At 70.9% G+C, this 21,664-nt stretch carries 17 protein-coding genes; 15 read left to right on the top strand and 2 right to left on the bottom strand.

From position 1 onward, the window contains the following. Window positions 1–54: 54 nt before the first annotated feature. From ACYVLT_RS03015 to ACYVLT_RS02990, 6 genes are read left to right on the top strand one after another with little or no spacing between them, the layout of a single operon-like run. Window positions 55–1,200 (top strand): inositol-3-phosphate synthase, encoded by a 1,146-nt coding sequence (locus ACYVLT_RS03015; protein WP_461118510.1) that lies wholly within the window; start codon window positions 55–57, stop codon window positions 1,198–1,200. Then, entirely contained in the window at window positions 1,197–1,979 is a 783-nt protein-coding gene (locus tag ACYVLT_RS03010) for an SCO3242 family prenyltransferase (RefSeq protein ID WP_461118509.1), read from the top strand. Before ACYVLT_RS03015 ends, ACYVLT_RS03010 begins: the two co-directional genes overlap by 4 nt. Continuing rightward, complete coding sequence (locus tag ACYVLT_RS03005; protein ID WP_461118508.1) at window positions 1,976–3,304, top strand: EboA domain-containing protein; 1,329 nt, start codon at window positions 1,976–1,978, stop codon at window positions 3,302–3,304. The genes ACYVLT_RS03010 and ACYVLT_RS03005 overlap by 4 nt, the downstream gene beginning before the upstream one ends. Then, window positions 3,304–4,173, top strand: a complete 870-nt coding sequence (locus ACYVLT_RS03000) for a TatD family hydrolase (RefSeq protein WP_461118507.1) — start codon at window positions 3,304–3,306, stop codon at window positions 4,171–4,173. Before ACYVLT_RS03005 ends, ACYVLT_RS03000 begins: the two co-directional genes overlap by 1 nt. Next, the gene (gene eboE, locus ACYVLT_RS02995; RefSeq protein WP_461118506.1) at window positions 4,170–5,249 is read left to right on the top strand and encodes a metabolite traffic protein EboE; all 1,080 of its coding nucleotides are present in this window, start codon (window positions 4,170–4,172) and stop codon (window positions 5,247–5,249) included. Before ACYVLT_RS03000 ends, eboE begins: the two co-directional genes overlap by 4 nt. Next, entirely contained in the window at window positions 5,246–6,628 is a 1,383-nt protein-coding gene (locus ACYVLT_RS02990; RefSeq protein ID WP_461118505.1) for an alkaline phosphatase family protein, read from the top strand. Before eboE ends, ACYVLT_RS02990 begins: the two co-directional genes overlap by 4 nt. Window positions 6,629–6,650: 22 nt before the next feature. Here ACYVLT_RS02990 and ACYVLT_RS02985 read toward each other — a convergent pair whose 3' ends face one another. After that, window positions 6,651–7,760 (bottom strand): LacI family DNA-binding transcriptional regulator, encoded by a 1,110-nt coding sequence (locus ACYVLT_RS02985; RefSeq protein WP_461118504.1) that lies wholly within the window; start codon window positions 7,758–7,760, stop codon window positions 6,651–6,653. A 518-nt stretch (window positions 7,761–8,278) separates the two neighbouring features. Continuing rightward, the gene (locus tag ACYVLT_RS02980) at window positions 8,279–9,052 is read right to left on the bottom strand and encodes a FadR/GntR family transcriptional regulator (RefSeq protein ID WP_461118503.1); all 774 of its coding nucleotides are present in this window, start codon (window positions 9,050–9,052) and stop codon (window positions 8,279–8,281) included. Window positions 9,053–9,205: 153 nt separating this feature from the next. Between ACYVLT_RS02980 and ACYVLT_RS02975 the strand changes: the two genes are divergently transcribed. The 9 genes from ACYVLT_RS02975 (at window position 9,206) to ACYVLT_RS02935 (ending at window position 21,661) form a co-directional block, all read left to right on the top strand. After that, on the top strand, window positions 9,206–10,474 hold the full coding sequence (locus ACYVLT_RS02975) for an ABC transporter substrate-binding protein (RefSeq protein ID WP_461118502.1): 1,269 nt from the start codon (window positions 9,206–9,208) through the stop codon (window positions 10,472–10,474). A 144-nt stretch (window positions 10,475–10,618) separates the two neighbouring features. Beyond that, window positions 10,619–11,464, top strand: a complete 846-nt coding sequence (locus tag ACYVLT_RS02970; protein ID WP_461118501.1) for a carbohydrate ABC transporter permease — start codon at window positions 10,619–10,621, stop codon at window positions 11,462–11,464. Next, the gene (locus tag ACYVLT_RS02965) at window positions 11,464–12,291 is read left to right on the top strand and encodes a carbohydrate ABC transporter permease (RefSeq protein ID WP_461118500.1); all 828 of its coding nucleotides are present in this window, start codon (window positions 11,464–11,466) and stop codon (window positions 12,289–12,291) included. The genes ACYVLT_RS02970 and ACYVLT_RS02965 overlap by 1 nt, the downstream gene beginning before the upstream one ends. A gap of 1 nt (window position 12,292) precedes the next feature. After that, on the top strand, window positions 12,293–13,483 hold the full coding sequence (locus tag ACYVLT_RS02960) for a mandelate racemase/muconate lactonizing enzyme family protein (protein WP_461118499.1): 1,191 nt from the start codon (window positions 12,293–12,295) through the stop codon (window positions 13,481–13,483). A 246-nt stretch (window positions 13,484–13,729) separates the two neighbouring features. Continuing rightward, window positions 13,730–14,110, top strand: a complete 381-nt coding sequence (locus ACYVLT_RS02955) for an L-rhamnose mutarotase (RefSeq protein WP_461118498.1) — start codon at window positions 13,730–13,732, stop codon at window positions 14,108–14,110. A gap of 175 nt (window positions 14,111–14,285) precedes the next feature. Then, window positions 14,286–16,643 (top strand): RICIN domain-containing protein, encoded by a 2,358-nt coding sequence (locus ACYVLT_RS02950; RefSeq protein ID WP_461118497.1) that lies wholly within the window; start codon window positions 14,286–14,288, stop codon window positions 16,641–16,643. Between the two features lie 216 nt (window positions 16,644–16,859). Then, a complete protein-coding gene (locus tag ACYVLT_RS02945; protein WP_461118496.1) occupies window positions 16,860–18,683 on the top strand; it encodes an alpha-galactosidase in 1,824 nt (607 codons plus the stop codon). A 341-nt stretch (window positions 18,684–19,024) separates the two neighbouring features. Beyond that, window positions 19,025–20,461, top strand: coding sequence for an arabinofuranosidase catalytic domain-containing protein (locus ACYVLT_RS02940; protein ID WP_461118495.1), 1,437 nt, complete (start codon window positions 19,025–19,027; stop codon window positions 20,459–20,461). A gap of 75 nt (window positions 20,462–20,536) precedes the next feature. After that, on the top strand, window positions 20,537–21,661 hold the full coding sequence (locus tag ACYVLT_RS02935; protein WP_461118494.1) for a ricin-type beta-trefoil lectin domain protein: 1,125 nt from the start codon (window positions 20,537–20,539) through the stop codon (window positions 21,659–21,661). Window positions 21,662–21,664: the final 3 nt, after the last annotated feature.

The raw sequence follows: 21,664 nt of genomic DNA, 5'->3' as shown, positions 1-21,664 counted from the left end.
GTCGTGGACGGGCGAACCGGCCGCGGCGCGGCACCCGAGTTCGGAGGAGGACGCATGGGGGACGAGCCCACCGGGCTCTGGCTGATCGGCGCACGCGGCTCGGTCGCGACGACCGCGGTGAGCGGGCTGCTGGCCCTGCGCGCGGGACTGACACCCGCCACCGGGTGCGTGACCGAACGGCCCGAGCTGGCCGGTGTCACGCTGCCCGGGTGGTCGGACCTCGTGGTCGGCGGGCACGACATCGCGCAGACGCCGCTGGAGAAGCGGGCCGAGCTGCTGGCGCAGGACGGTGTGCTGCCGCACCACCTCCTGGACTTCATCGCACCCGGTCTGCGCGAGGTGGACCGCGAGATCCGGACGGCGGGCTTCGACGGCGTGCAGGCCGACGTCGCCCGGCGCCTGGCCGACGACATCACCTCGTTCCGCGAGCGGCACCGGCTCAAGCGCGTCGTCGTGGTCAACGTGTCGTCCACCGAACCGCCCGTGCCGGCGCTGCCCGAGCACGCCGAGCTGGCCCGGCTGGAGCGGGCGATGGCCGACCCGGACCGGAAGGTGCTGCCGCCGAGTTCGCTGGCGGCCTACGCGGCGCTCACGGCGGGCTGCCCGTTCGTCGAGTTCACCCCTTCGACCGGGATCGCCCTGCCCGCGCTGGACGAGCTCGCCCGGCGGGAGGGGCTGCCCTACGCCGGGCGGGACGGCAAGACCGGTGAGACCCTGCTGCGCACGGTGCTCGCGCCGATGTTCACCGCACGGGCGCTGCGGGTCAGGTCGTGGGCGGGCACCAACCTGCTCGGCGGCGGGGACGGCGCGACGCTGGAGGACCCCGCGCACGCCGACAGCAAGCTGAGGTCCAAGGCCAACGGGCTCGCCGCGCTGCTCGGCGGTGAGGTGACCGCGCCCCTGCACATCGACAACGTGCCGGACCTCGGCGAGACCAAGACCGCCTGGGACCACGTGTCGTTCGAGGGGTTCCTCGGCGCCCGGATGAGCCTGCAGCTCACCTGGACCGGCCTGGACTCCGCACTGGCGGCGCCGCTGGTGCTCGACCTCGCCCGGCTCGTCGCCGCGGCGCACGCGGCGGGGGAGAAGGGCGCGTTGGGCGCGTTGGCGTTCTTCTTCAAGGATCCGCTCGGCAGCGACGAACACCGCTTCGCCGAGCAGACCCGACAGCTGTACGAGTGGGCCGGAGGACTGGGATGAGGGCGTACCTGGAGCTCGTGCGGGCGCCCGCCGCGCTGACCGCGCTCGGCGACACCCTCGTCGGCGCGGAGGCCCCGTTGCGGGGCAGGCGACTGCTGCTGCCCCTGGCGTCGGCGGCGCTGTACTGGGCGGGCATGGCGCTCAACGACTGGGCGGACCGCGACCTGGACGCGGTGGAACGGCCGGAGCGACCCATCCCGTCGGGCAGGATCAGCCCGAACGCCGCCCTGGCCACCGCCATCGGCCTGACCGGCGCCGGCATCGGGCTCGCGGCCGCGGCCGGGCGCAACGCGGTGCCGCTCGCGGTGGCGGTGTGGGGCTACGACACGGTCCTGAAGAACACCCCCGCAGGCCCGGCCGCGATGGCCGCGTGCCGAGGGCTGGACGTGCTGCTGGGAGGCAGGGCCGCGGTGCCCGCCGCGCTGATGGCCCTGCACACGTTCGGCGTGACGGCGCTGTCGCGCGGCGAGGTGCACGGCACGTCGCCCGCCGTGGCCAAGGCGGTGGTGGGCGGCACGGCGCTGACGGCGTTGACCGCACTGGTCGCCACCCGTGGCCGGTACACCGCCGTCGCGGCGGCCGCGGCCTTCGCCGCGTCGGTCGGACGTGCGCAGTGGGCCGTGGTGCGTGACCCGTCGGCCGAACGCGTGCGCCTGGCCACCAAGGCCGGCATCCACGGCATGGTGCTGCTCCAGTCCGCCCTCGCCCGGCACGGATCGGCCGTCGTGCTGGTCCTGCCGCTGGCCCGGGCGCTGAGCCGGAAGGTGAGCCCGACATGACGTTCCAGCTCGGCTACGGCACCAACGGGTTCGCCAACCACCGCCTGGACGACGCGTTGGCGATCATCGCCGACCTCGGGTACACGGCGGTCGCGCTCACGCTGGACCACCACCACCTGGACCCGTTCGCCGACGACGTCGCCGCGCAAACGCAACGGGTCGGGGCCCGCCTCTCGGCGCTGGGCCTGCGCGTCGTCGTGGAGACCGGGGCGCGTTACCTGCTCGACCCGCGCCGCAAGCACCACCCGACGCTGGTGAGCGAGGATCAGGAGGTCCGGGTCGACTTCCTGCGGCGCGCCAAGTGGATAGCGGCCGACCTCGGCGCGGACTGCGTGTCGTTCTGGTCGGGGGTCGGCTCCAAGGACAGCTGGGAACACCTGAAGTCCGGCGTCGCCGCGGCGCTGGAAGCCGGACCTCCCGTGCCGCTCGCGCTGGAGCCGGAGCCCTGCATGGTGGTGGAGCGACTGGACCAGGCGCTGCGGCTGCGCGAGGAGCTCGGGAACCCGGAGCTGCTCGGCATCACCGTGGACGTGGGGCACTGCGTGGCGGTGGAGCCGCAGGACGCGGCGGCGTGCCTGCGGCAGGCGGGCGGGCTGCTGATGAACGTGCAGCTGGACGACATGGTGCCCGGCGTGCACGAACACCTGGAGTTCGGGGAAGGGCGGCTGGACCTGCCCGACACCCTCGGGGCGCTGATCGACATCGGCTACACCGGTGTCGCGGCCGTGGAGCTGCCCCGGCACAGCCACGCCGCACCCGTGGTGGCCGACCGGGCGTTCGAGGCACTGCGCACGGCGAACTGGCTGGCCGGCGCCGAACAGGCGCTGCGAGCGGATCCGTCCTGCATCCAGACCCTCTTCCCGGTCGTGGGCCGAGCGGTGCCCTCCGGTGTGCGCGAGGCCCGGGCGCGGCTGCTCGTCACCTACGTCGACACCTCCGAGGACGCGGCCGAGGGGCTCACCGCGCTCTACCGGCACGGCACGTCCGCCGAACGCCTCGGGGTGCTGCGCGGGCTCGCCGAGATCGGCGGCCGCGTGCCGCAGACCGGGGTCGACCTGGTCAAGGACGCGCTGCGCAGCAACGAGACCGGGCTGGTCGCGGCGGCCATGGGCGCCTTCGCCGCCCAGCACCTCGACGAGCACACGTGGCGGCACGGCGTGCTGAAGTGCCTGTTCATGAACATCCCGTTGAGCGTGGTGAGCGATCTCGACCGGCGTGCGGACGACGAGTTGCGGCGCATGGTGTCCGCGTTCGCCGACGAACGCCGCGCCGCCGGCCGCCCGGTGCCCGCGGACGCGCTCGACCTGCTCGGGAAGGCGTCCTGATGCGCATCTTCGACCCGCACGTCCACATGACGTCGCGCACCACCGACGACTACGAGGCCATGCACGCGGCCGGGGTGCGGGCGCTGGTGGAACCGGCGTTCTGGCTCGGGCAACCCCGTACCAGCGTCGGGTCGTTCCTCGACTACTTCGACGGTCTGATCGGGTGGGAGCGGTTCCGCGCGGCGCAGTTCGGCATCGCCCACCACTGCGCGATCGCGTTGAACCCCAAGGAGGCCAACGACCCGCGGTGCACCGGCGTGCTGGAGCACCTGCCGCGCTACCTGGTCAAGGACGGGGTCGTCGCGGTCGGCGAGGTCGGGTACGACTCGATGACGCCGCAGGAGGACCACGCGTTCGCCCGTCAGCTGGAGCTGGCCGTGGAGCACGACCTCCCGGTCCTCGTGCACACACCGCACCGGGACAAGCTGGCCGGCACGCTGCGGACCCTGGACGTGGTCCGGGAGTCCGGCATCGCGCCGGAGCGGGTGCTGGTCGACCACCTCAACGAGACGACCGTGCGCGCCGTCGCGGACTCGGGGTGCTGGATGGGGTTCTCCATCTACCCGGACACCAAGATGGACGAGGCGCGGATGGTGGCGGTGCTGGCCGAGCACGGCACCGACCGGGTGCTGGTGAACTCCGCCGCCGACTGGGGTCGCTCGGACCCGCTGAAGACCCGGTCGACCGGTCTGGCGATGCTCGCGGCCGGGTTCGACGAGACCGCGGTCGACACCGTGCTGTGGGGCAACCCGGTGGAGTTCTACGGCCGGAGCGGACGGCTCGTGCTCGACCCGGCCACCTCGGTCGCGACCGGGACCACGACCGACACCGCGACCGGGAACTCGGTCCTGCGGGGTGAACGCCGGTGATCGCGTACTGCACGAACGTCCACCCCGCCGACGACCTCCCCGGCATCCTCGACCAACTCGACCGCCACGCGGTCGGCGTGCGGGCGCGACTCGGTGTGGACACCCTACCGCTGGGGCTGTGGCTGCCCGCGTCGGTCGCGCGCGGCCTGGCCGAGGACGGCTCCGCGCGGCGCGCGCTGCGGGCCGAGCTCGACGCCCGGGGGCTGTCGGTCAGCACGCTCAACGCCTTCCCGTACGGCGACTTCCACGGCGAGGTGGTCAAGCACGCCGTGTACCACCCCACCTGGGCCGATCCACGCCGCCTCGCCTACACGGCCGACTGCGCCACCGTGCTCGCGGACCTCCTGCCCGACTCCGCCTCGTACGGCAGCATCTCGACGTTGCCGCTGGCGTGGCGCGAACCGTGGGGCGTCCGGGACGACGCCGTCGCCGAGGCCGCGCTGACCGAGTTGACCAGGCGGCTGCGGGGCAGTGGCGACCGGCCGATCAGGCTGGCCGTCGAACCCGAACCCGGCTGCGTGCTGGACACCGTCGCGGACGCCGTGGCGTGGCTGGCCGGCCGCGTCGACCCCGAGTACGTCGGCATCTGCCTGGACACGTGCCACCTCGCGGTGTCGTTCGCCGACCCGGTGGAGACGGTCACGACGATCCGCGCGGCCGGGCTGTCGATCGTCAAGGTGCAGGCCTCCGCCGCCCTGGAGGTCGCCGAACCCGGCGGTGAGGAGGGCCGGCGTGCCGTCGCCGCCTACGCCGAACCCCGCTACCTGCACCAGGTCCGGGAGAACGCGCCCGACGGCGTGCTGGCCGCGGACGACCTGCCGGACGCGTTCGCGACCCTGCCCGCGCGGCACCCGTGGCGGGTGCACTTCCACGTGCCGCTGCACGTCCAGCCCGCACCGCTGCGGTCGACCACGGACGTGCTGGTGGCCGCCATGGCGGAGGTGGACCCCGGCACCCACGTCGAGGTGGAGACCTACACGTGGAACGTGCTCGCGGACGCGGGCGACCTGACCGACGGGATCGCCGCGGAGCTGCGGTGGGCCCGGGCACACCTCTCGACGGGGGTATCGGCGTGAAACCACTGGTGGTCGTCGACGTGGTCGGCATGACGCCCGCGCTGCTGCGGCACATGCCCAACCTCGCCGGTCTCGGCTGGCAGGCCGAGCTGGGCACCGTGCTGCCCGCCGTGACGTGCAGCGCGCAGGCGACCCTGCTCACCGGGCTCACCCCCGCCCGGCACGGCATCGTCGGCAACGGCTGGTACTTCCGCGACCTCGGCGAGGTCCACCTGTGGCGCCAGTCCAACCGGCTCGTCGGGGGCGAGAAGCTGTGGGAGACCGCGCGGCGCGTCCACCCCGGCTACTCCGCCGCGAACGTCTGCTGGTGGTACGCGATGGGCGCGAGCACCGACATCACCATCACGCCGCGGCCGATCTACCACGCGGACGGCCGCAAGTCGCCCGACTGCTACGTCCGCCCGCCCGAGCTGCACGACCGGCTCACCGGGGCCCTGGGCGAGTTCCCGCTGTTCCAGTACTGGGGACCGACCGCCTCCCTGGCCTCCAGCGAGTGGATCGTCGGCGCGGCCCTGAAGGTCCTGGCCGACCACCGACCCGACCTGCTGCTGGTCTACGTGCCGCACCTGGACTACGACCTCCAGCGGTTCGGGCCCTCCTCGCCGCAGGCGATCAAGGCCGCGGCCGACGTGGACCGGGCGCTCAAGCCGCTCCTGGACTCCGACGCGACGATCGTCGCGCTGTCGGAGTACGGGATCACCGAGGCGCGCCGGCCGGTCGACGTCAACCGGGCGCTGCGGGCGGCCGGCCTGCTGGAGGTCTACGAGCAGGCGGGCATGGAGTACCTGGACCCGTGGACCTCCCGCGCGTTCGCCGTGGCCGACCACCAGGTCGCGCACGTCTACGTCGCCGATCCCGCCGACCTGGCCAAGACCCGCGCCGTGCTCGACGACCTGCCCGGCGTGGACGTGGTGCACGACCGGGACGCGCAGGCGAAGGTGGGACTCGACCACGAGCGGTCCGGTGAGCTGATCGCGGTCGCCGAGCCGGACGCCTGGTTCACCTACTACTACTGGACCGACGACGACCGGGCGCCCGACTTCGCCCGCGGCGTGGACATCCACCGCAAACCCGGCTACGACCCCGCCGAACTGTTCTTCGACCCGGCCGACCGGCTGGCCAAGGCCAAGGCGGGGGCGAACCTGGTGCGCAAGAAGCTCGGCCTGCGGTACGCGATGAACGTGGTGCCCCTGGACCCGTCGTGCGTGCGCGGCACGCACGGCAGGCTCCCGGACGTCGCCGCCGACGGCCCGGTGCTGCTGTGCTCCGACCCGGTCGTGCCGCGCTCGGTCGAGCGGGACGGGCGGCTCGCCGCCACGGACGTGCGCGACTTCCTGTTGGGGCTCCAGGGGATCAGCGCGCCGCCCGTGGGGCGTTGAGCCCGCCCGGCGGGTGCCCGGCTCATCGAGGCGGTGCCACGGAATCCCGGTGGCGGACCGGCATCGGGACGCGGTGGGTGCTGCCGCGGCGCACGCGGTCCAGGTCCGGGTGGTCGATGTCGGCGAACAGGAGGTCGACGGCCTTGGCACCGAGGTCGTGGTGGGGGAGGGCGACGGTGGTGAGGGCGGGGCGCAGCCACGAGGCGATGGGGTGGTCGTCGAAGGAGACGACGGAGACGTCGTCGGGCACGCTGACGCCCGCGTCCTGCAACGCCTGGTAGGCGCCGAGCGCGAGCCGGTCGTCGAGGCAGATCAACGCGCGGGGGCGGGCCTTGCCCAGCAGGTCCCGGGTCGCCTCGAAGCCGTACTTCGGCAGCCACCAGCGGCAGGGGCGTCCGCTCTCCACCTCGACCCCCACCTCGCCGAGTTCCTTGCGGATACCGGTGAGCCGGTCGAACGCCGCGGTCCGACCCGGGGGCACGTCGTCACCGGACGGGCCGACGCCGATGAGGTGGATGCCCTCGCGGTGGCCCGCGTCGAGGAGCACGCGCGCGGCGGCGCGGCCGGCCTGGACCTCGTCCGGCAGCACGGAGACCAGCGGTGACGGTTCCCGGGGCAGCAGGTTGAGCAGCACCGCGGGTCCGGTGGCGAGTTCGCTCGGGATGCTGATCGTCCTGGTGTGCACCGAGGCGAGGATGATCCCGTCGACGTGGTAGTCGTGCATCGTCTCGATCAACGTGCGCTGGAAGCCGGCGTCGCCCTCGGTCTCGCCGAACAACAGCGTCACGCCGTGCCGGCGGGCCGCGCCGAGCGCACCCTTGATCATGTGGCCGGCGAGCCGCGAGCTCGCGACCGAGTCGGACACGAAGGCGATCGTCTGCGTCCTCGGCCCGCGTTCACCCAGCGAGACCCGGTGTCGGCGGTACTCCAACTCCGTCGCCGCCTCGCGGACCCGGCGCTGCATCTCCTCGGAGATCCGCAGGTCGCGGCCACGTCCCGATAAGACCAGGGACACGGTGGTCTGGGAGACGCCGACCACCTTGGCCACGTCGGCCAACGTGACCCGTCGTGCGCCCAACGTGGACCTCCCGTTCTCCGTGTCCGGCCGCCGGTGCACGGCGACCCGGTGCATGCACAACAAGGGACGGGGCCGTTCGGGTGGAGAGGCGGCCCCCGGGGAACTCTCGCGGGGCCGGTGAGGCGACGCGCGACGGCTGTTCGTCAGCCGCCCGTCAGCCGGGGCCGCCGGTTCGGGGCGCGCAGGGTGCGCGGCCGTTCGGCCGTTGTGGCATGAGCTGCTCCACTACGTCGTGGTGCTCGTGGGGGCGTTGCGCTCGTGGACCGGAGCCCGGCGAGCAGAACCACCGGTCGATGAGTCTGACTTATCGAGCGGTGGTGCTAGCTACTCATGACAGCTTGTGTGCGGCCGTGTCGTCAAGGGTAACGGACCCGCAAATTTCGGAGCAGCCTTGTTCACCCGGACCTGCGGTCGGTCCGCCGCGAGGCTGGTCGACCGTTGATCCGGTAAGTATTACTCATCGTTCCCTGATGGGCCGCAGATCGGTATGCTGACCGCAACCGTCGGCCGTGCGCATGGCGACGACTCAGCGAAGTGGCTGTGCGAGGGGGGTGGTGTCGCCGAGTGTCCGCCTAGCGCTCCAGGCGGCTCGGGTCTCCGTTGTCGGTGCGGCGCACCAACCACGCTTCGGTGATGTGGGTGTGCATGGCGTCGGCGGCGCCCGCCGGGTCGTGCGCCGCGATCCGCTCGTAGATCCGGCGATGTCCCCGGTTGGACGCCACGCACAACGCCCGTTCGGTCCGACCCATGTAGCGAGCGGTGTTGATGACCTGGCTCTCCAGGGAGCGCACGACACCCCGGGCGATCCGGTTGCCCGACGTCTGCATGATCGTGTCGTGGAAGACGCGGTCCTGCTCGCCGTAGGCGGCGGGGTCGTCGACGAGTTGGTCCATCCGGTCCACGAGGGCACGTAGCCGGTCGATCGTGTCCTGGTCGGCCGCGCGGGCGGCGACCTGGGCCATGTCCGATTCGAGGAGCCTCCGGGTGATCACGAGATCGTCGAGCACGGCCAGCGTCTCGTCTTCGGCGATGGTGGCCGCCAGGACGAGTTCGTCCAGCATGTTCCACATCGCGGGCGGGGTGACCATGGTGCCCGCGCCTTGTCGCACCTGGACCAGGCCCTTCTCCTGCAGGATCTTCACCGCTTCGCGGATGACCGTCCGGCTGACCGAGAAGGTCGCGCCGAGGGCGGGCTCGGGCGGCAAGGACGTCCCGGAGGGGTGGACGCCCCTGACGATGCGCCCCACGAGTTCCTCGGTCACCGCCTTGGCCAGGTTGGTCGGTCGACGCGCCCACCCGGGAGGTGCGGGTGCGTCTTCGGCCGGTCGCCTGCCCGCTGCGGTCATCTTTCCTCCGGTTGCGCCCTGCGCCCCGGTGCTTCAGGGCTGCGCCAAGTATACGTAGCACCGTTGACGTCAGACGTCATACGAGTTAGGTTCCGAAACGCTGTCGCGCCGAGCGCGTAGATCGCCCGGTCGCCGTCTGGGAAGTGAGCAGCAATGAAGCAGCGCGCACTGTGGTCGGCTGCCCTGGTGCTGGGTCTGGCTCTGGCAACCGGCTGCGGAAGCGCCGCGGGTCCGGGATCCTCCGGCAGCTCGGGCGACAAGCTGGTGGTGTGGGACTGGAAGTCCGGCGACGCGAACGTGGCCGCCTACCTCGACAAGGCGAAGGCGGACTTCGCGAAGGGCCACCCGGACACCGAGGTCGAGTTCGTGGCCCAGCCGTTCGACCAGTACTACACGCTGCTCGGGGCGGCGATCCAGGCCGGCAAGGGGCCGGACGTCATGCTCTTCAACGGCGGCGGCCAGCTGCGCGACCGGGTCGACGCGCTGGTGCCGCTGGACACCTACGTCGACCAGGACAAGCAGCGGCTGGCCGGCTGGGAGGCGTTCACCAAGGACGGGAAGACCTACGCCGCGCCGGTGACGCTGCAAGGCCACCCGCTCTACTACAACAAGGCGTTGTACGAGCAAGCGGGACTGGACCCCGAGGCGCCCGCCAAGACGTGGGACGACTTCGTCGAGGACTGCGGCGCGATCGCCGGCAAGACGGGCGCCAAGTGCTTCGGCGTGGGCAACAAGGAAGGGATCGGAATCCAGTTCTTCCTGTCCAGCATCGGTGCGGCGGTGCTCACGCCGCAGGAGTACGACGCCTGGATCGCCGGGACGCGGAACTGGTCCTCGCCGGACGTGAAGCGGGTCTTCGAGCTCTGGAAGCAGGTCAACGACGCCGGCCTGAACAACGACGGGATCAACTCGACCGCGATGTTCAACGACGCGTTCGCGGTCTTCCAGTCGGGCAAGGCCGCGCACATCATCGGCCTGATGTCGGACATCGGGCACTGGAAGGACTTCGGCGAGTTCCTCGACCCGGGCGACATCGGCGTCATGGCGGCGCCGGTGGTCAACCCGGCGGCGACGCCGAGCCTGCCGTACGACGGCGGCATCGGTTTCGGGGTCGCGAAGTGGACCAAGGACCCGAAGCTGGCCGCCGACCTGGTGCGGTCGTTGACCTCGTCCGAGGCGTTGAAGGCGTTCTACGCCGACGCGGGCGCGATCACGTCCGATACCACCATCGACGTCTCCGCCGGCGGCCCGTCCGTCGGCACGATCCTCGCGGGGATCAAGTCCGGCAAGCCCGCCCTGCACGTCGCCCTGTCCAGCAAGACCATCGACCTGATGGGTCGACTCTCCCAGCAGCTGCTCAGCGGCTCGATCACCGCGGACGAGGCCGTGGCGCAGCTGGCCGAGTCCGACAAGGCGAGTTGATTCGTGCCGCCCGGAGGTTCCCCGTCCTCGGTCCGCCCGGCAGTGGTCGGGCGGACCGGAGGAGCGGTGGTCGCGGAAGCGGCGGGCCGGCGACCGGTGAGGCCGCTCCGACGGCGCAACCGTCGTGGGTCGCGGTCGGAGCGCTTGGCGCCGTTCGTGCTGTTGGCGCCGGCTGTGCTGATCATCGTGGTGTTGCGGTTGTGGCCGTTGGTGTTGGGGGTGAACTTCTCCTTCACCGGTGACGGTGTGCGCAACGGCATGTGGGTCGGTCTGGCGAACTACGTGACCCTGTTGGGTGATCCGTTGTTCCGCATGGCGTTGCGGAATGTGGGTCTGTTGGTGTTGTTGCTGCCGGTGGCGGTGGCGGTTCCGGGTCTGCTGGCGACGTTCGTGTACCTGCGGGTGCCGGGGCATCGGGTGTACCGGGGTGTGTACTTCTTCCCGGCGGTGTTGTCGCCGGTGATCGTCGGGGCGATCTTCAACCTGCTGCTGGCGTTCGACGGTCCGGTCAACACGGTCCTCGGCGGGGTGGGGCTGGGTCCGGTGGACTGGTTGGGTGACCCGGACGTGGCGATCTTCGCGGTGGTCGGGGTGCACATCTGGGCGACGTTCGGCATGGCGTTGGTGGTGTTCCTGGCCGGGTTCTCGACTCTGGATCCCACGTTGTTGGACGCGGCCAAGGTGGACGGTGCGTCCTTGTGGCAGACCATTCGGCACGTGATCGTCCCGAGTCTGTCGCGGACGATCCAGTTCGTGTTCGTCACCACGATGATCGGCATGTTGACGTCGATGTTCGGTCTGTTGTTCGTGATGACCAACGGTGGTCCGGAGGCGTCGACGTACCTGCCCGAGTACTACATCTGGGTGCAGCAGGGGCAGTTCAACCAGCCCGCGCTGGCGTCGGCGGCGTCGACCGCGTTGTTCCTGATCATGCTCGTGGTGGGGCTGGCCCAGATCGCCGTCCTGCGCCGCACGGGCAAGGAGACATGATGGCCGGCCGCCGGGTGACGAAGTGGGTCGTCGCGGTGCCGATGGCCGCGCTCGCGCTGGCGACGATCTACCCGCTGGTGTTCACCGCCAACGTCGCGATGAAGACCCGCCGCGAGTACGTGCTCGACCGGTTCTCGCTGTCGGGTTCGCTGCGGTGGGACAACATCGCGGCGGCGTGGACGAGCGTGGGCATGTCCCGGTACTTCGTGAACTCGGTGATCGTGGTGGCGTGCTCGGTCGCGTTGCTGCTGCTGTTCGGGTCGATGGCCGGGTTCGCGCTCGCCCGGCTGCGCTTCCGCGGGTCCTCGGTGCTCTTCCTGGGTGTCCTCGCGGCGCTGTTCATCCCGTTCCAGGTGATCATGGTCCCGCTCACCCGGGTCATGGCCGACGCCGGCCTCATCGACACCTACCCGGGGCTTGTTCTCGCGTACGTGGCGCAGTTCCTCCCGTTCACGATCTTCCTGATGACCAGCTTCTACTCGACCGTGCCCGCGGAGATCGTGGACGCGGCGCGGATCGACGGGAACACGCTGTACGGCGTGTACTGGCGGATCATGCTTCCGATGGGTGCCCCGGCACTCCTGTCGGTCGGTGTGCTCAACGCACTGTTCTGTTGGAACGACGTGCTCATCTCCCTGCTGATGATGCCGTCGGCGGACAATCGCACGCTCATGGTCGGGGTGACCTCGTTGCGGGGGCAGTACTCGGATGACATCCCCGTGTTCGCCTCCGGCGTGCTGATCGCCGCGGTACCCGTCCTCGTCGTCTACCTGTTCCTGCAACGCCAGATCGCCGAAGGCGTCACCGCGGGGGCCACGAAGGGCTGACATGCGCATCACTGGTTACCGGACCCTCACCACCGTCCAGGACTGGGGTCGGCCGATCGGCGACGCCAACGGCGTCTTCGCCGACGGCGTCATCCGGGTGCCGATCGTCCTCGTCGAGACCGACGTGGGCATCACCGGCGTCGGACTCGGTTCACACGTGGAGATCGCCTCGATCTTCGCCGCCCTGGAGGGGGAGGACCCGCGCGGCGTCACCGCCCTCTACGACCGGATGCTGCGCCAGACGTTCAAGGCCGGTCACGCGGGCACGGTGTTCGGCACGATCGGTGCCTTGGACACCGCGTTGTGGGACATCAAGGCACAGGCCGCGGGCGAACCGCTGTGGCGACTGCTCGGCGGCCGCGACCGCCGCGTGCCCGCCTACGCCTCCGGTGTGGACATCGGGCTGGGCGACGACGAACTCGTGGCCCTGTACGAGACTTACGCCGACCGCGGCCTGCGGGTGGCCAAGATCAAGGGAGGTCTCGACGTCGACCGGGACCGGGACCGCCTCATGCTGGTGCGCGACGTGCTCGCCAACGCCGGTCGCGGCACCCGGCCGGGCCTGATGCTCGACGTCAACGAGGCGTTGACCCGCAAGCAGGCGGTGCGCCATGTCGGCGAGCTCGAACGGGCGCTCGACCTGATCTGGATCGAGGAGCCGGTCCGGCGGTGGGACGCCGAAGGGCACGCGGCCGTCAGCCGCGGCATCCGCGCCTCGGTCGCCAGCGGCGAGAACCTCACCGGGCTCGACCAGTACCGCCCGCTGATCTCGACGGGAGCGATCGACATCGTCCAAGCGGCCGCCGGCTGGGGCGTCACGCACTTCCTGCGGGTCTCCGCCTTCGCGCACGCCCACGACCTGCCCGTCAGCCCCATCGGCAACTCGCCGGTCGGCCTGCTGCACGCGGCCACGTCGGTGCCGAACCACCTGGTGAGCGAGTTGCAGGACCTGCGGCCGCCGTCGGGCATCTCGATCGACCTGCACGTCGAGGACGGGGCGTTCATCCTGGGCGACAGCCCGGGGCTGGGCGTCCGCGTCGACGAACAGGCGATCGCCGCGTCCCAGGGCCTCGTCACCCTCCCGGTGTCCGAGGGCCCCCACGTCCGGCCGGAACGCGCGGGCCAACGCCTGCTGGCCGTGGTGCAGGGCGCCCCGACGGTGCCGGAGCAGATGCACCCCCTGCGGTCCTGACCGCCGTCGACTCGCGCTGACAACGATGTCCGGTACTCGCCCTTCCCTTGTGAATACGTCATTCGTATGATGAAGTGATCACGGCCTTGTTTCCGGCACGGGTCGGCTGGTCGTCAGACGTCATCCCGACGCTCGAACCGGCGTGCGCGGGAGCCTCCGGTCCTCGCCGCCGCACGGTTCGCGGACCGGAAGCCGTCGACGACAGCGCCGTGGTCCGGCCGGTGGGGCAACCTCGAGGAGTCCGACGTGGACCGCTTGCAACGTTATGGGATGGTCACCCGGTTGCGCCCGGAGCGGCGTGAGGAATACCTCCGGCTGCACGCCGCGGTCTGGCCGTCCGTCGAGCGGATGCTGCTCGACGCCAACATCCGCAACTTCACCATCTTCCTGCACGGCGACCTGCTCTTCGGCTACTACGAGTACACCGGCGAGGACCACGACGCCGACCAGGCCCGCATCGCCGCCGATCCGGAGTCGCAGCGCTGGTGGGCGTTGACCGACCCCTGCCAGGAGTCGCCCACCGCACCGGACTCCGACGTCCGCTGGGAGCCGATGCGGGAGGTGTGGCACCTGACCCCCGGCACCGCCGTGCCGCGTCCGGCGGACGGGCCACCGGTTCCCCGTTAGGCGCCGCTCGACGCGAGGCGTACCGCCCGACCCGGCCCCCGCCGCGGTCGTGGACCGGGCCGGGACGCCCGCGTCACCACGAAGTGCCATCCGACACCTCGACCGGGCGTCGCACCACACTCCAAGTCAGGAGGTCTCCTTGTTCGCGTCCTCGTCCTCTGCGGTGCGAAGGCCGGTGTCGGCCGGCGTCGCCGCCGTGGTGCTGACCGCCACCGCCGCGGCGGTGGCCCTCGCTCCTACCGCATCCGCCGCCACCACGACCCTCTACGCCTCGCCCACCGGTACGGGCACCAGTTGTTCCGCCGCCCAGCCGTGCTCGTTGCCCGCCGCCCAGACCGCGGTGCGGTCGCAGAACAGCAGCATGTCCGGTGACATCGTCGTGCAGCTGGCCGACGGGGTGTACCGGCTCTCCCAGCCGCTGCGGCTGACCGCGGCGGACTCCGGCAACAACGGTTACCGCGTGCAGTGGCAGGCGGCCCCGTCCGCGCGTCCCGTCATCAGCGGCGCCCGCGCCGTCACCGGCTGGTCGGTCGTCGACGCCGGGAAGAACATCTGGCGGGCCAACGTCCCCACCGGGGCCGACTCCCGCCAGCTGTACGTCAACGGCGCGGTCGCGACCCGGGCGCGCACGCAGGTGAACCGGGCCGACTTCACGTTCACCAGCACGGGCATGAGGTTCTCCAACTCCGCGCTGAACTACCTGAACAACCTGGGCAACCAGAGCCGGGTCGAGGTGGAGAGCGTCAACTCGTTCACCGACCGGTACTCGCCGGTGCAGAGCATCAGCGGGAACTTCCTCACCATGCAGCAGCCCGCGTGGAACAACAACACCTTCGGGTACGACACGCTCAGCCAGCCGCACCGGGCCGGGCCCTTCTACCTGGCCAACGCCTACGAGTTCCTGGACTCGCCGGGGGAGTGGTACCTCAACCCCGGGACGGGCGCGTTGTCCTACATCCCGTTGGCCGGGCAGAACATGAGCACCGTCAGCGTCGAGCTGCCGGTGTTGCAGTCGCTGGTGGACGTCGGCGGCACCTATGACGCGCCGGCGCACCACATCTCGTTCAGCGGCATCACGTTCACCGGCACCACCTGGCTCGGCCCCAGCAGCAACCAGGGGTACGCCGACCAGCAGACCGGCGCCTTCATGACGGGCAACTGGAACTGGCCGGGCGACCGGCTGACCTCGTGCCAGAACGGCTGCACCCAGTTCGAGGCGGCGCGACCGCACTGGAACCAGATGCCCGCCGCCGTGCAGGTCTCGGCCGCCAACAACATCACCTTCAGCGAGTCCCAGTTCGTCAACCTGGGACAGACGGCCATCGGCATCGGCAACGACGCGAACGCCCACGCCAGCGGTGTCGGCCTCGGTGCCAGCAACATCACGGTCACGCGGTCCGAGATCGCCCGCAGTTCGGCGGGCGGCGTCGTGGTCGGCGGCGTGCGCGCCGACGCGCACCACCCCAGCGACCAGCGGATGGTCAACCGGGACATCACCGTCAGCTACAACCGCATCCACGACCTCGGCATCGAGTACCGGGGCAACGTCTCGGTGCTCAACACCTACGTCAGCACCGCCACCGTGGCCCACAACGAGGTCTACAACATGCCGTACTCCGGCATGTCGATCGGGTACGGCTGGGGCGCCAACGACGCCGGCGGCAACAACAACTACGCCAACCGCGGCCTGTACAACTACCAGCCGCGCTACACGACGGCCACCACGGCGTCCAACAACAAGCTCATCAACAACTACGTCCACGACGTCATGCAGCAGATGAACGACGGCGGGTGCATCTACACGCTGTCGTGGAACCCCGGCGCCTCGATCAGCGGGAACCACTGCCAGCGGACCAACGGCTACTTCGGGGTCTACTTCGACGAGGGCTCGAAGTACTACTCCGTCACGGGCAACGTCTTCAACAACACCGGCACGTGGGCCACCGCCAACTACTGGGGCGGCGAGAACATGGGCAACTGGACGGTCACCAACAACTGGTCGACGAACAACAGCACGAACGTGACCAACGGTGACCGGGGCAACGTGGTGTCCGGCAACACGGTTGTCAGCAACGGCAACTGGCCGTCCGGCGCGCAGGCCGTGATGGCCAACGCCGGGCCGGGTGGCGGCAGCACCACCGGTCCGCAGAACGCCATGCTCGTGGGCACCCAGTCGGGCCGCTGCGCCGAGGTCGCCGCCGGGAGCGCCAACGGCGCCCAGGCCCGGCTCTGGGACTGCGGCGGCGCCGCCAACCAGCGGTGGACCTACACCGCGGGCAAGCAGTTGACGGTCAACGGCAACAAGTGCCTGGACGCCAACGCCGCCGGGACCGCGAACGGCACCGCGGCGATCATCTGGGACTGCCACGGCGGCACGAACCAGCAGTGGAACGTGAACGCCAACGGCACCATCACCGGGGTGCAGTCCGGGCTGTGCCTGGACGCCAGCGGCAACGGGACCGCGAACGGCACCCTGCTCCACCTCTGGTCGTGCCACGGCGGCACGAACCAGCAGTGGAGCGTGCGCAACTGACCCACCGCGCGGAGGCCGGTCCGCCGGCCTCCGCGCTGGTCGCGTCCCTCTCGCTGCGCCATGTGAGCGCTAACTACAGGGACGACCTTGACTCTCCCCCTGCCCCACAGCAGACTCAAGCAGGCAGGTCACCGACTCGGGGCCGCTCCTTGTGAGCGTGAACAAGCAGGATCGGTGATCGGCGGAGCGCCCTCTCGACGATGAGCAGGAGGCACCGTGGGTGGAGTCCGAACGTCGTCCTCGCGCAAGGCGGGCGTGGTGCTCGCCGCCGCGGCGTTGCTGGCCACGACCCTCACGTCGGGATCGGAGGAGCCGGCGATGGCCTGGGACAACGGGGTCGCCACGACTCCGCCGCTGGGCTGGAACAGCTACGACTCGTTCAACTGGAACGTCACCGAGGCGCAGGTCAAGGCCAACGCCGACTACATGCGCGACAACCTCAAGCAGCACGGCTGGCAGTACATCGTCATCGACTGGGCCTGGTACCGCCCGGGCAGCGGGTCGGGCGCGCCGAGCCAGGACGCCAACTTCCAGCCCAGGCTGCGCACCGATGCCAACGGTCTGCTGCTGCCCGACACCACCCGGTTTCCCTCCGCGTCGGGCACCAACGGGTTCAAGCCGCTGGCCGACTACATCCACACGGCCGGTCTGAAGTTCGGCGTGCACCTGATGCGGGGCATCCCGCGCCAGGTGGTCGCGGACAACCTGCCGGTGTCGGGCACGAACTGCCGGGCCAACGAGATCGAGAACAACACCACCGCGGCCTGGTTGAACCTCAACTGGGGCCTGGACATGAGCAACCCGTGCGCCCAGGCCTACCTGGACTCCCAGTTCAAGCTGCTGGCCTCGTGGGGCGTGGACTACGTCAAGGTCGACGACATCGCCGCGCCCACCTACCGGCAGGCCGAGATCGAGGGCTACAGGCTGGCGATCCAGCGCAGCGGCCGCCCGATGGTGCTCAGCCTCTCGCCTGGCCCGACGTCGACCGGCAACGGCACGCACGTCGCGGACAACGCCAACATGTGGCGGGTGGTCAACGACCTGTGGGACGACTGGCCGGCGTTGGAGGCCCTGTTCGAGCGGCTGCACGCGTGGACGCCGCACCGCAGGCCCGGCGCGTGGCCCGACCCGGACATGATCCCGATCGGCCGGTTGTCGCAGAACGGCCCGGTCGGCTCACCGCGCTACTCCAACCTGACGCCGGATGAGCAGCGCACCCTGATGACCCTGTGGTCGATCACCCGCTCGCCGATGATGTGGGGCGGTGACCTGACCCAGAACCGCGCGTCCGAACTGGCGCTGATGAACAACGCCGCCGTGCTGGCGGTCGACCAGCACAGCACCGGCAACCGGCAGCTCTTCAGCGGCACGCACACCGCGTGGACCGCGAACGTGCCGGGTGGCAACGACAAGTACGTCGCGCTGTTCAACCGGGGCGGTGGCACGTCGACCGTGTCGGTCCCGCTCGCCGAGCTCGGGATCGGCTCCGCCACGGTGGTCGACCTGTGGTCGGGCGCGAACCTCGGCACGGTCAGCGGCACCCTGTCCCGCTCGCTGCCGGCGCACGGTTCCGGCCTCTACCGGCTGACCCCGCAGACCACCGTGCCGGTGCCCACCGCGGAGACCTTCACCGCGCGGCACAGCGGCAAGGTCGCCGACGTGTTCAACGCCTCGACGTCCGACGGCGCCAACGTGGTCCAGTGGGCCCCGAACGGCCAGACCAACCAGCGCTGGCGGGTCCGCGACGTCGGCGGCGGTCAGCACGAGGTCGTCAACGTCGGCAGCGGGATGTGCCTGGACGTCCACGGCGGCACGTCGGCCACCGGCGACGGGGTCCGGGTCGTGCAGTGGACGTGCAACTCGGGCACGAACCAGCGCTGGCGCTTCGAGGACGCGGGCAGCGGGCACGTGCGGCTGGTGGCGCAGCACAGCGGCAAGTGCCTGACCGTGTCCAACGCCGCGACCACCGACGGCACCCAGCTCGTCCAGTGGACCTGCAACAACGGCACCAACCAGCACTGGCGGCGGCAGGGTGTGTAGCCACCGGTGGCCGGGACCGCCCCGCCGTTCCTCCCTGCGGGAGCGCGGCGGCGGTCCCGGCGTCTCAACCGTTGCTTTAGCGCGGTTTTAGCCCCTACGGTCGGCAACAGTCGAAGCGATTCGAAACCCTGTCCCCGTCCAGTGGGTCGTGCCCTGGCGATCCTGCCCGGCGACCCGCTCGCCATTCCACGCACGCGGCACGTCCGGGTGCGCGTCCGTCGCCGCTCTCCCTGCCCTCCCACATCGTCGTAGGAGTGAAGATGCAGCCCTTATCCGGTTCTCCGAAGGGGTCCGTCAAGCGTTGGTGGCGTTCGCGGGCGGCGGTGCGCGCGCGGGTCGTGATGGCTCTCGCCCTCCTGCCCACGGCGTTGCTGACGTGGTCGGCACCGGTGACCGCGTTGGCGGCGGGCACGGGGCCGTGCGACATCTACGCCTCGGGCGGCACGCCGTGCGTGGCCGCGCACAGCACGACGCGGGCGCTGTACGGTGCGTACGCCGGGAACCTGTACCAGGTCAGGCGTTCGTCGGACAACACGACCAGGGACATCGGTTTGCTGGCCGCCGGGGGCACCGCCAACGCGGCGACCCAGGACTCGTTCTGCGCCGGCACCACCTGCGTCATCACGGTCGTCTACGACCAGTCCGGTCGGGGCAACGACCTGTGGTACCAGGGCTCGTCGGTGGTTCCCGGGTCGCCCCAGAGCAGGCCCGCGGTCGCGACGTCGGAGTCGTTGGCGGTGGGCGGCAGCAAGGCCTACTCGCTCTACATCAACCCCGGCAACAGCTACTGGCGTGACGGTCACCTGACCGGTGTGCCGACCGGCGCCGCGCCGGAGGGCATGTACATGGTGACCAGCGGCACGCACGTGAACAGCGGCTGCTGCTTCGACTACGGCAACAGCGAGACGACCCGGAAGGCCGACGCGGCCGGGGCGATGGACGCGATCAACTTCAGCACGCAGTGCTGGTTCGGCGGCTGCTCCGGCACCGGTCCGTGGGTCCAGGCGGACCTGGAGTGGGGCCTGTTCCCCGGCGGCAGCCAGCAGTGGAACCCCAACCAGCGGGCGTTCACCAGCAAGTTCGTCACGGCGATGCTGAAGAACAACGGGACCACGCGGTTCGCGCTCAAGGGCAGCGACGCGCAGGTCGGCAACCTGACCACGCTGTGGGACGGCCCCCTGCCCAACGGGTACAGCCCGATGAAGAAGCAGGGCGCCATCATCCTGGGCAGCGGCGGTGACTGCTGCAAGCCCGACGGCGGCGCGAACCTCAGCGCGGGCACCTTCTACGAAGGCGCCATGGTCGCCGGCTACCCCACCGACGCGACCGAGAACGCCGTGCAGGCCAACGTCATCGCGGCCGGGTACACCACCGGCGGCGGCCCGACCCCGAACGGCGCGGTGCGCGCGGTGGGCGCGGGCAAGTGCCTCGACGTGCCGAACGGGACGGCGGGCACGCAGGCCCGGATCTGGGACTGCCAGGGCGGTGCCGGCCAGACCTGGACCCGGACGTCCTCGGGCCAGTTGACCGTGTACACCGGCTCCGCCCAGATGTGCCTCGACGCCTACGGCCAAGGCACGAGCGCGGGCACGAGGGCGGTCCTCTGGTCCTGCAACGGCCAGGCCAACCAGCGCTGGAACGTCAACACCAACGGCACGATCACCGGCGCGCAGTCCGGCCTGTGCCTGGACGTGTCCGGGGCGTCCACGGCCAACGGGGCGCAGGTGCAGCTGTGGACCTGCAACGGCGGCTCCAACCAGCAGTGGGGCGTCAGCTGACACCCACGACGAGTTCGTGACTCGACAGCGGTCCGGCACGCCGTGCCGGACCGCGGCTCAACCCGAGGAGTACAAGTGCGACAACGCCTCAGCAGATTCACCGCGCGTGCCGCGGCCCTGACCACCGCCGCGCTGACCGCCGGCGCGCTGCTGGCGGCCGGTCCGGCCGCCGCGGAATCCAACGGCGGTGTGCGGGTCATGCCCCTGGGCGACTCGATCACCGAGGGGACGCAGGTGCCCGGCGGCTACCGGATCGGGCTGTGGCAGCGGTTCGCGTCGGGCAACTACCGGGTCGACTTCGTCGGTTCGCAGTTCAACGGTCCCGGCTCGCTCGGCGACCACGACCACCAGGGCCACCCGGGCTGGCGCATCGACCAGATCGACGCGAACGTCGTCAACTGGCTCAGGAACACGACCCCGCGCACGGTGCTGCTGCACATCGGCACCAACGACATCCTGCAGAACTACAACGTGGCGAACGCGCCCGCCCGCCTGTCCGCGCTCGTCGACCGCATCACCGCGACCGTGCCGAACGCCGACGTGTTCGTCGCGACGATCATCCCGCTGGCCAACTCCGGCCAGGCGGCGGCGGCCCGGAACTTCAACGCCACGATCCCCGGCATGGTGCAGAGCAAGGTCAACGCGGGCAAGCGGGTGCGCCTGGTGGACATGCACTCCGCGCTGACCACGGCCGACCTGATCGACGGCGTGCACCCGACCGCGACCGGTTACGACAAGATGGCCGCGAGGTGGTACACCGCGCTGCGCGCCGTCCCCGGGAGCATCGGGGACCCCGTTGCCTCGCAGGGCAGGCAGATCGTCGGCGTGCCGTCGGGCCGCTGCCTGGACGTGCCGGGTTCGTCGACCACCAACGGCACGCAGATCCAGCTGTGGGACTGCCACGGCCAACCCAACCAGTCGTGGACGCACAACGCCGGCAGGCAGCTGGTCGTCCAGGGCACCAAGTGCCTGGACGCCTACGGCCGGGGCACGGCCAACGGCACGCAGGTGGTGATCTGGGACTGCCACGGTGACACCAACCAGCAGTGGAACGTCAACGGCAACGGCACGATCACCAACGTGCAGTCCGGCCTGTGCCTGGACGCGCACAACCTGGGCACCGCCAACGGCACCAAGCTGGTCCTGTGGTCGTGCACCGGGCAGTCCAACCAGCAGTGGATCCAGCGCACCCCGGCCTGACGC

It is taken from the genome of Saccharothrix stipae (assembly GCF_054781895.1).
This window is presented reverse-complemented; position numbering and strand designations above follow the sequence as displayed.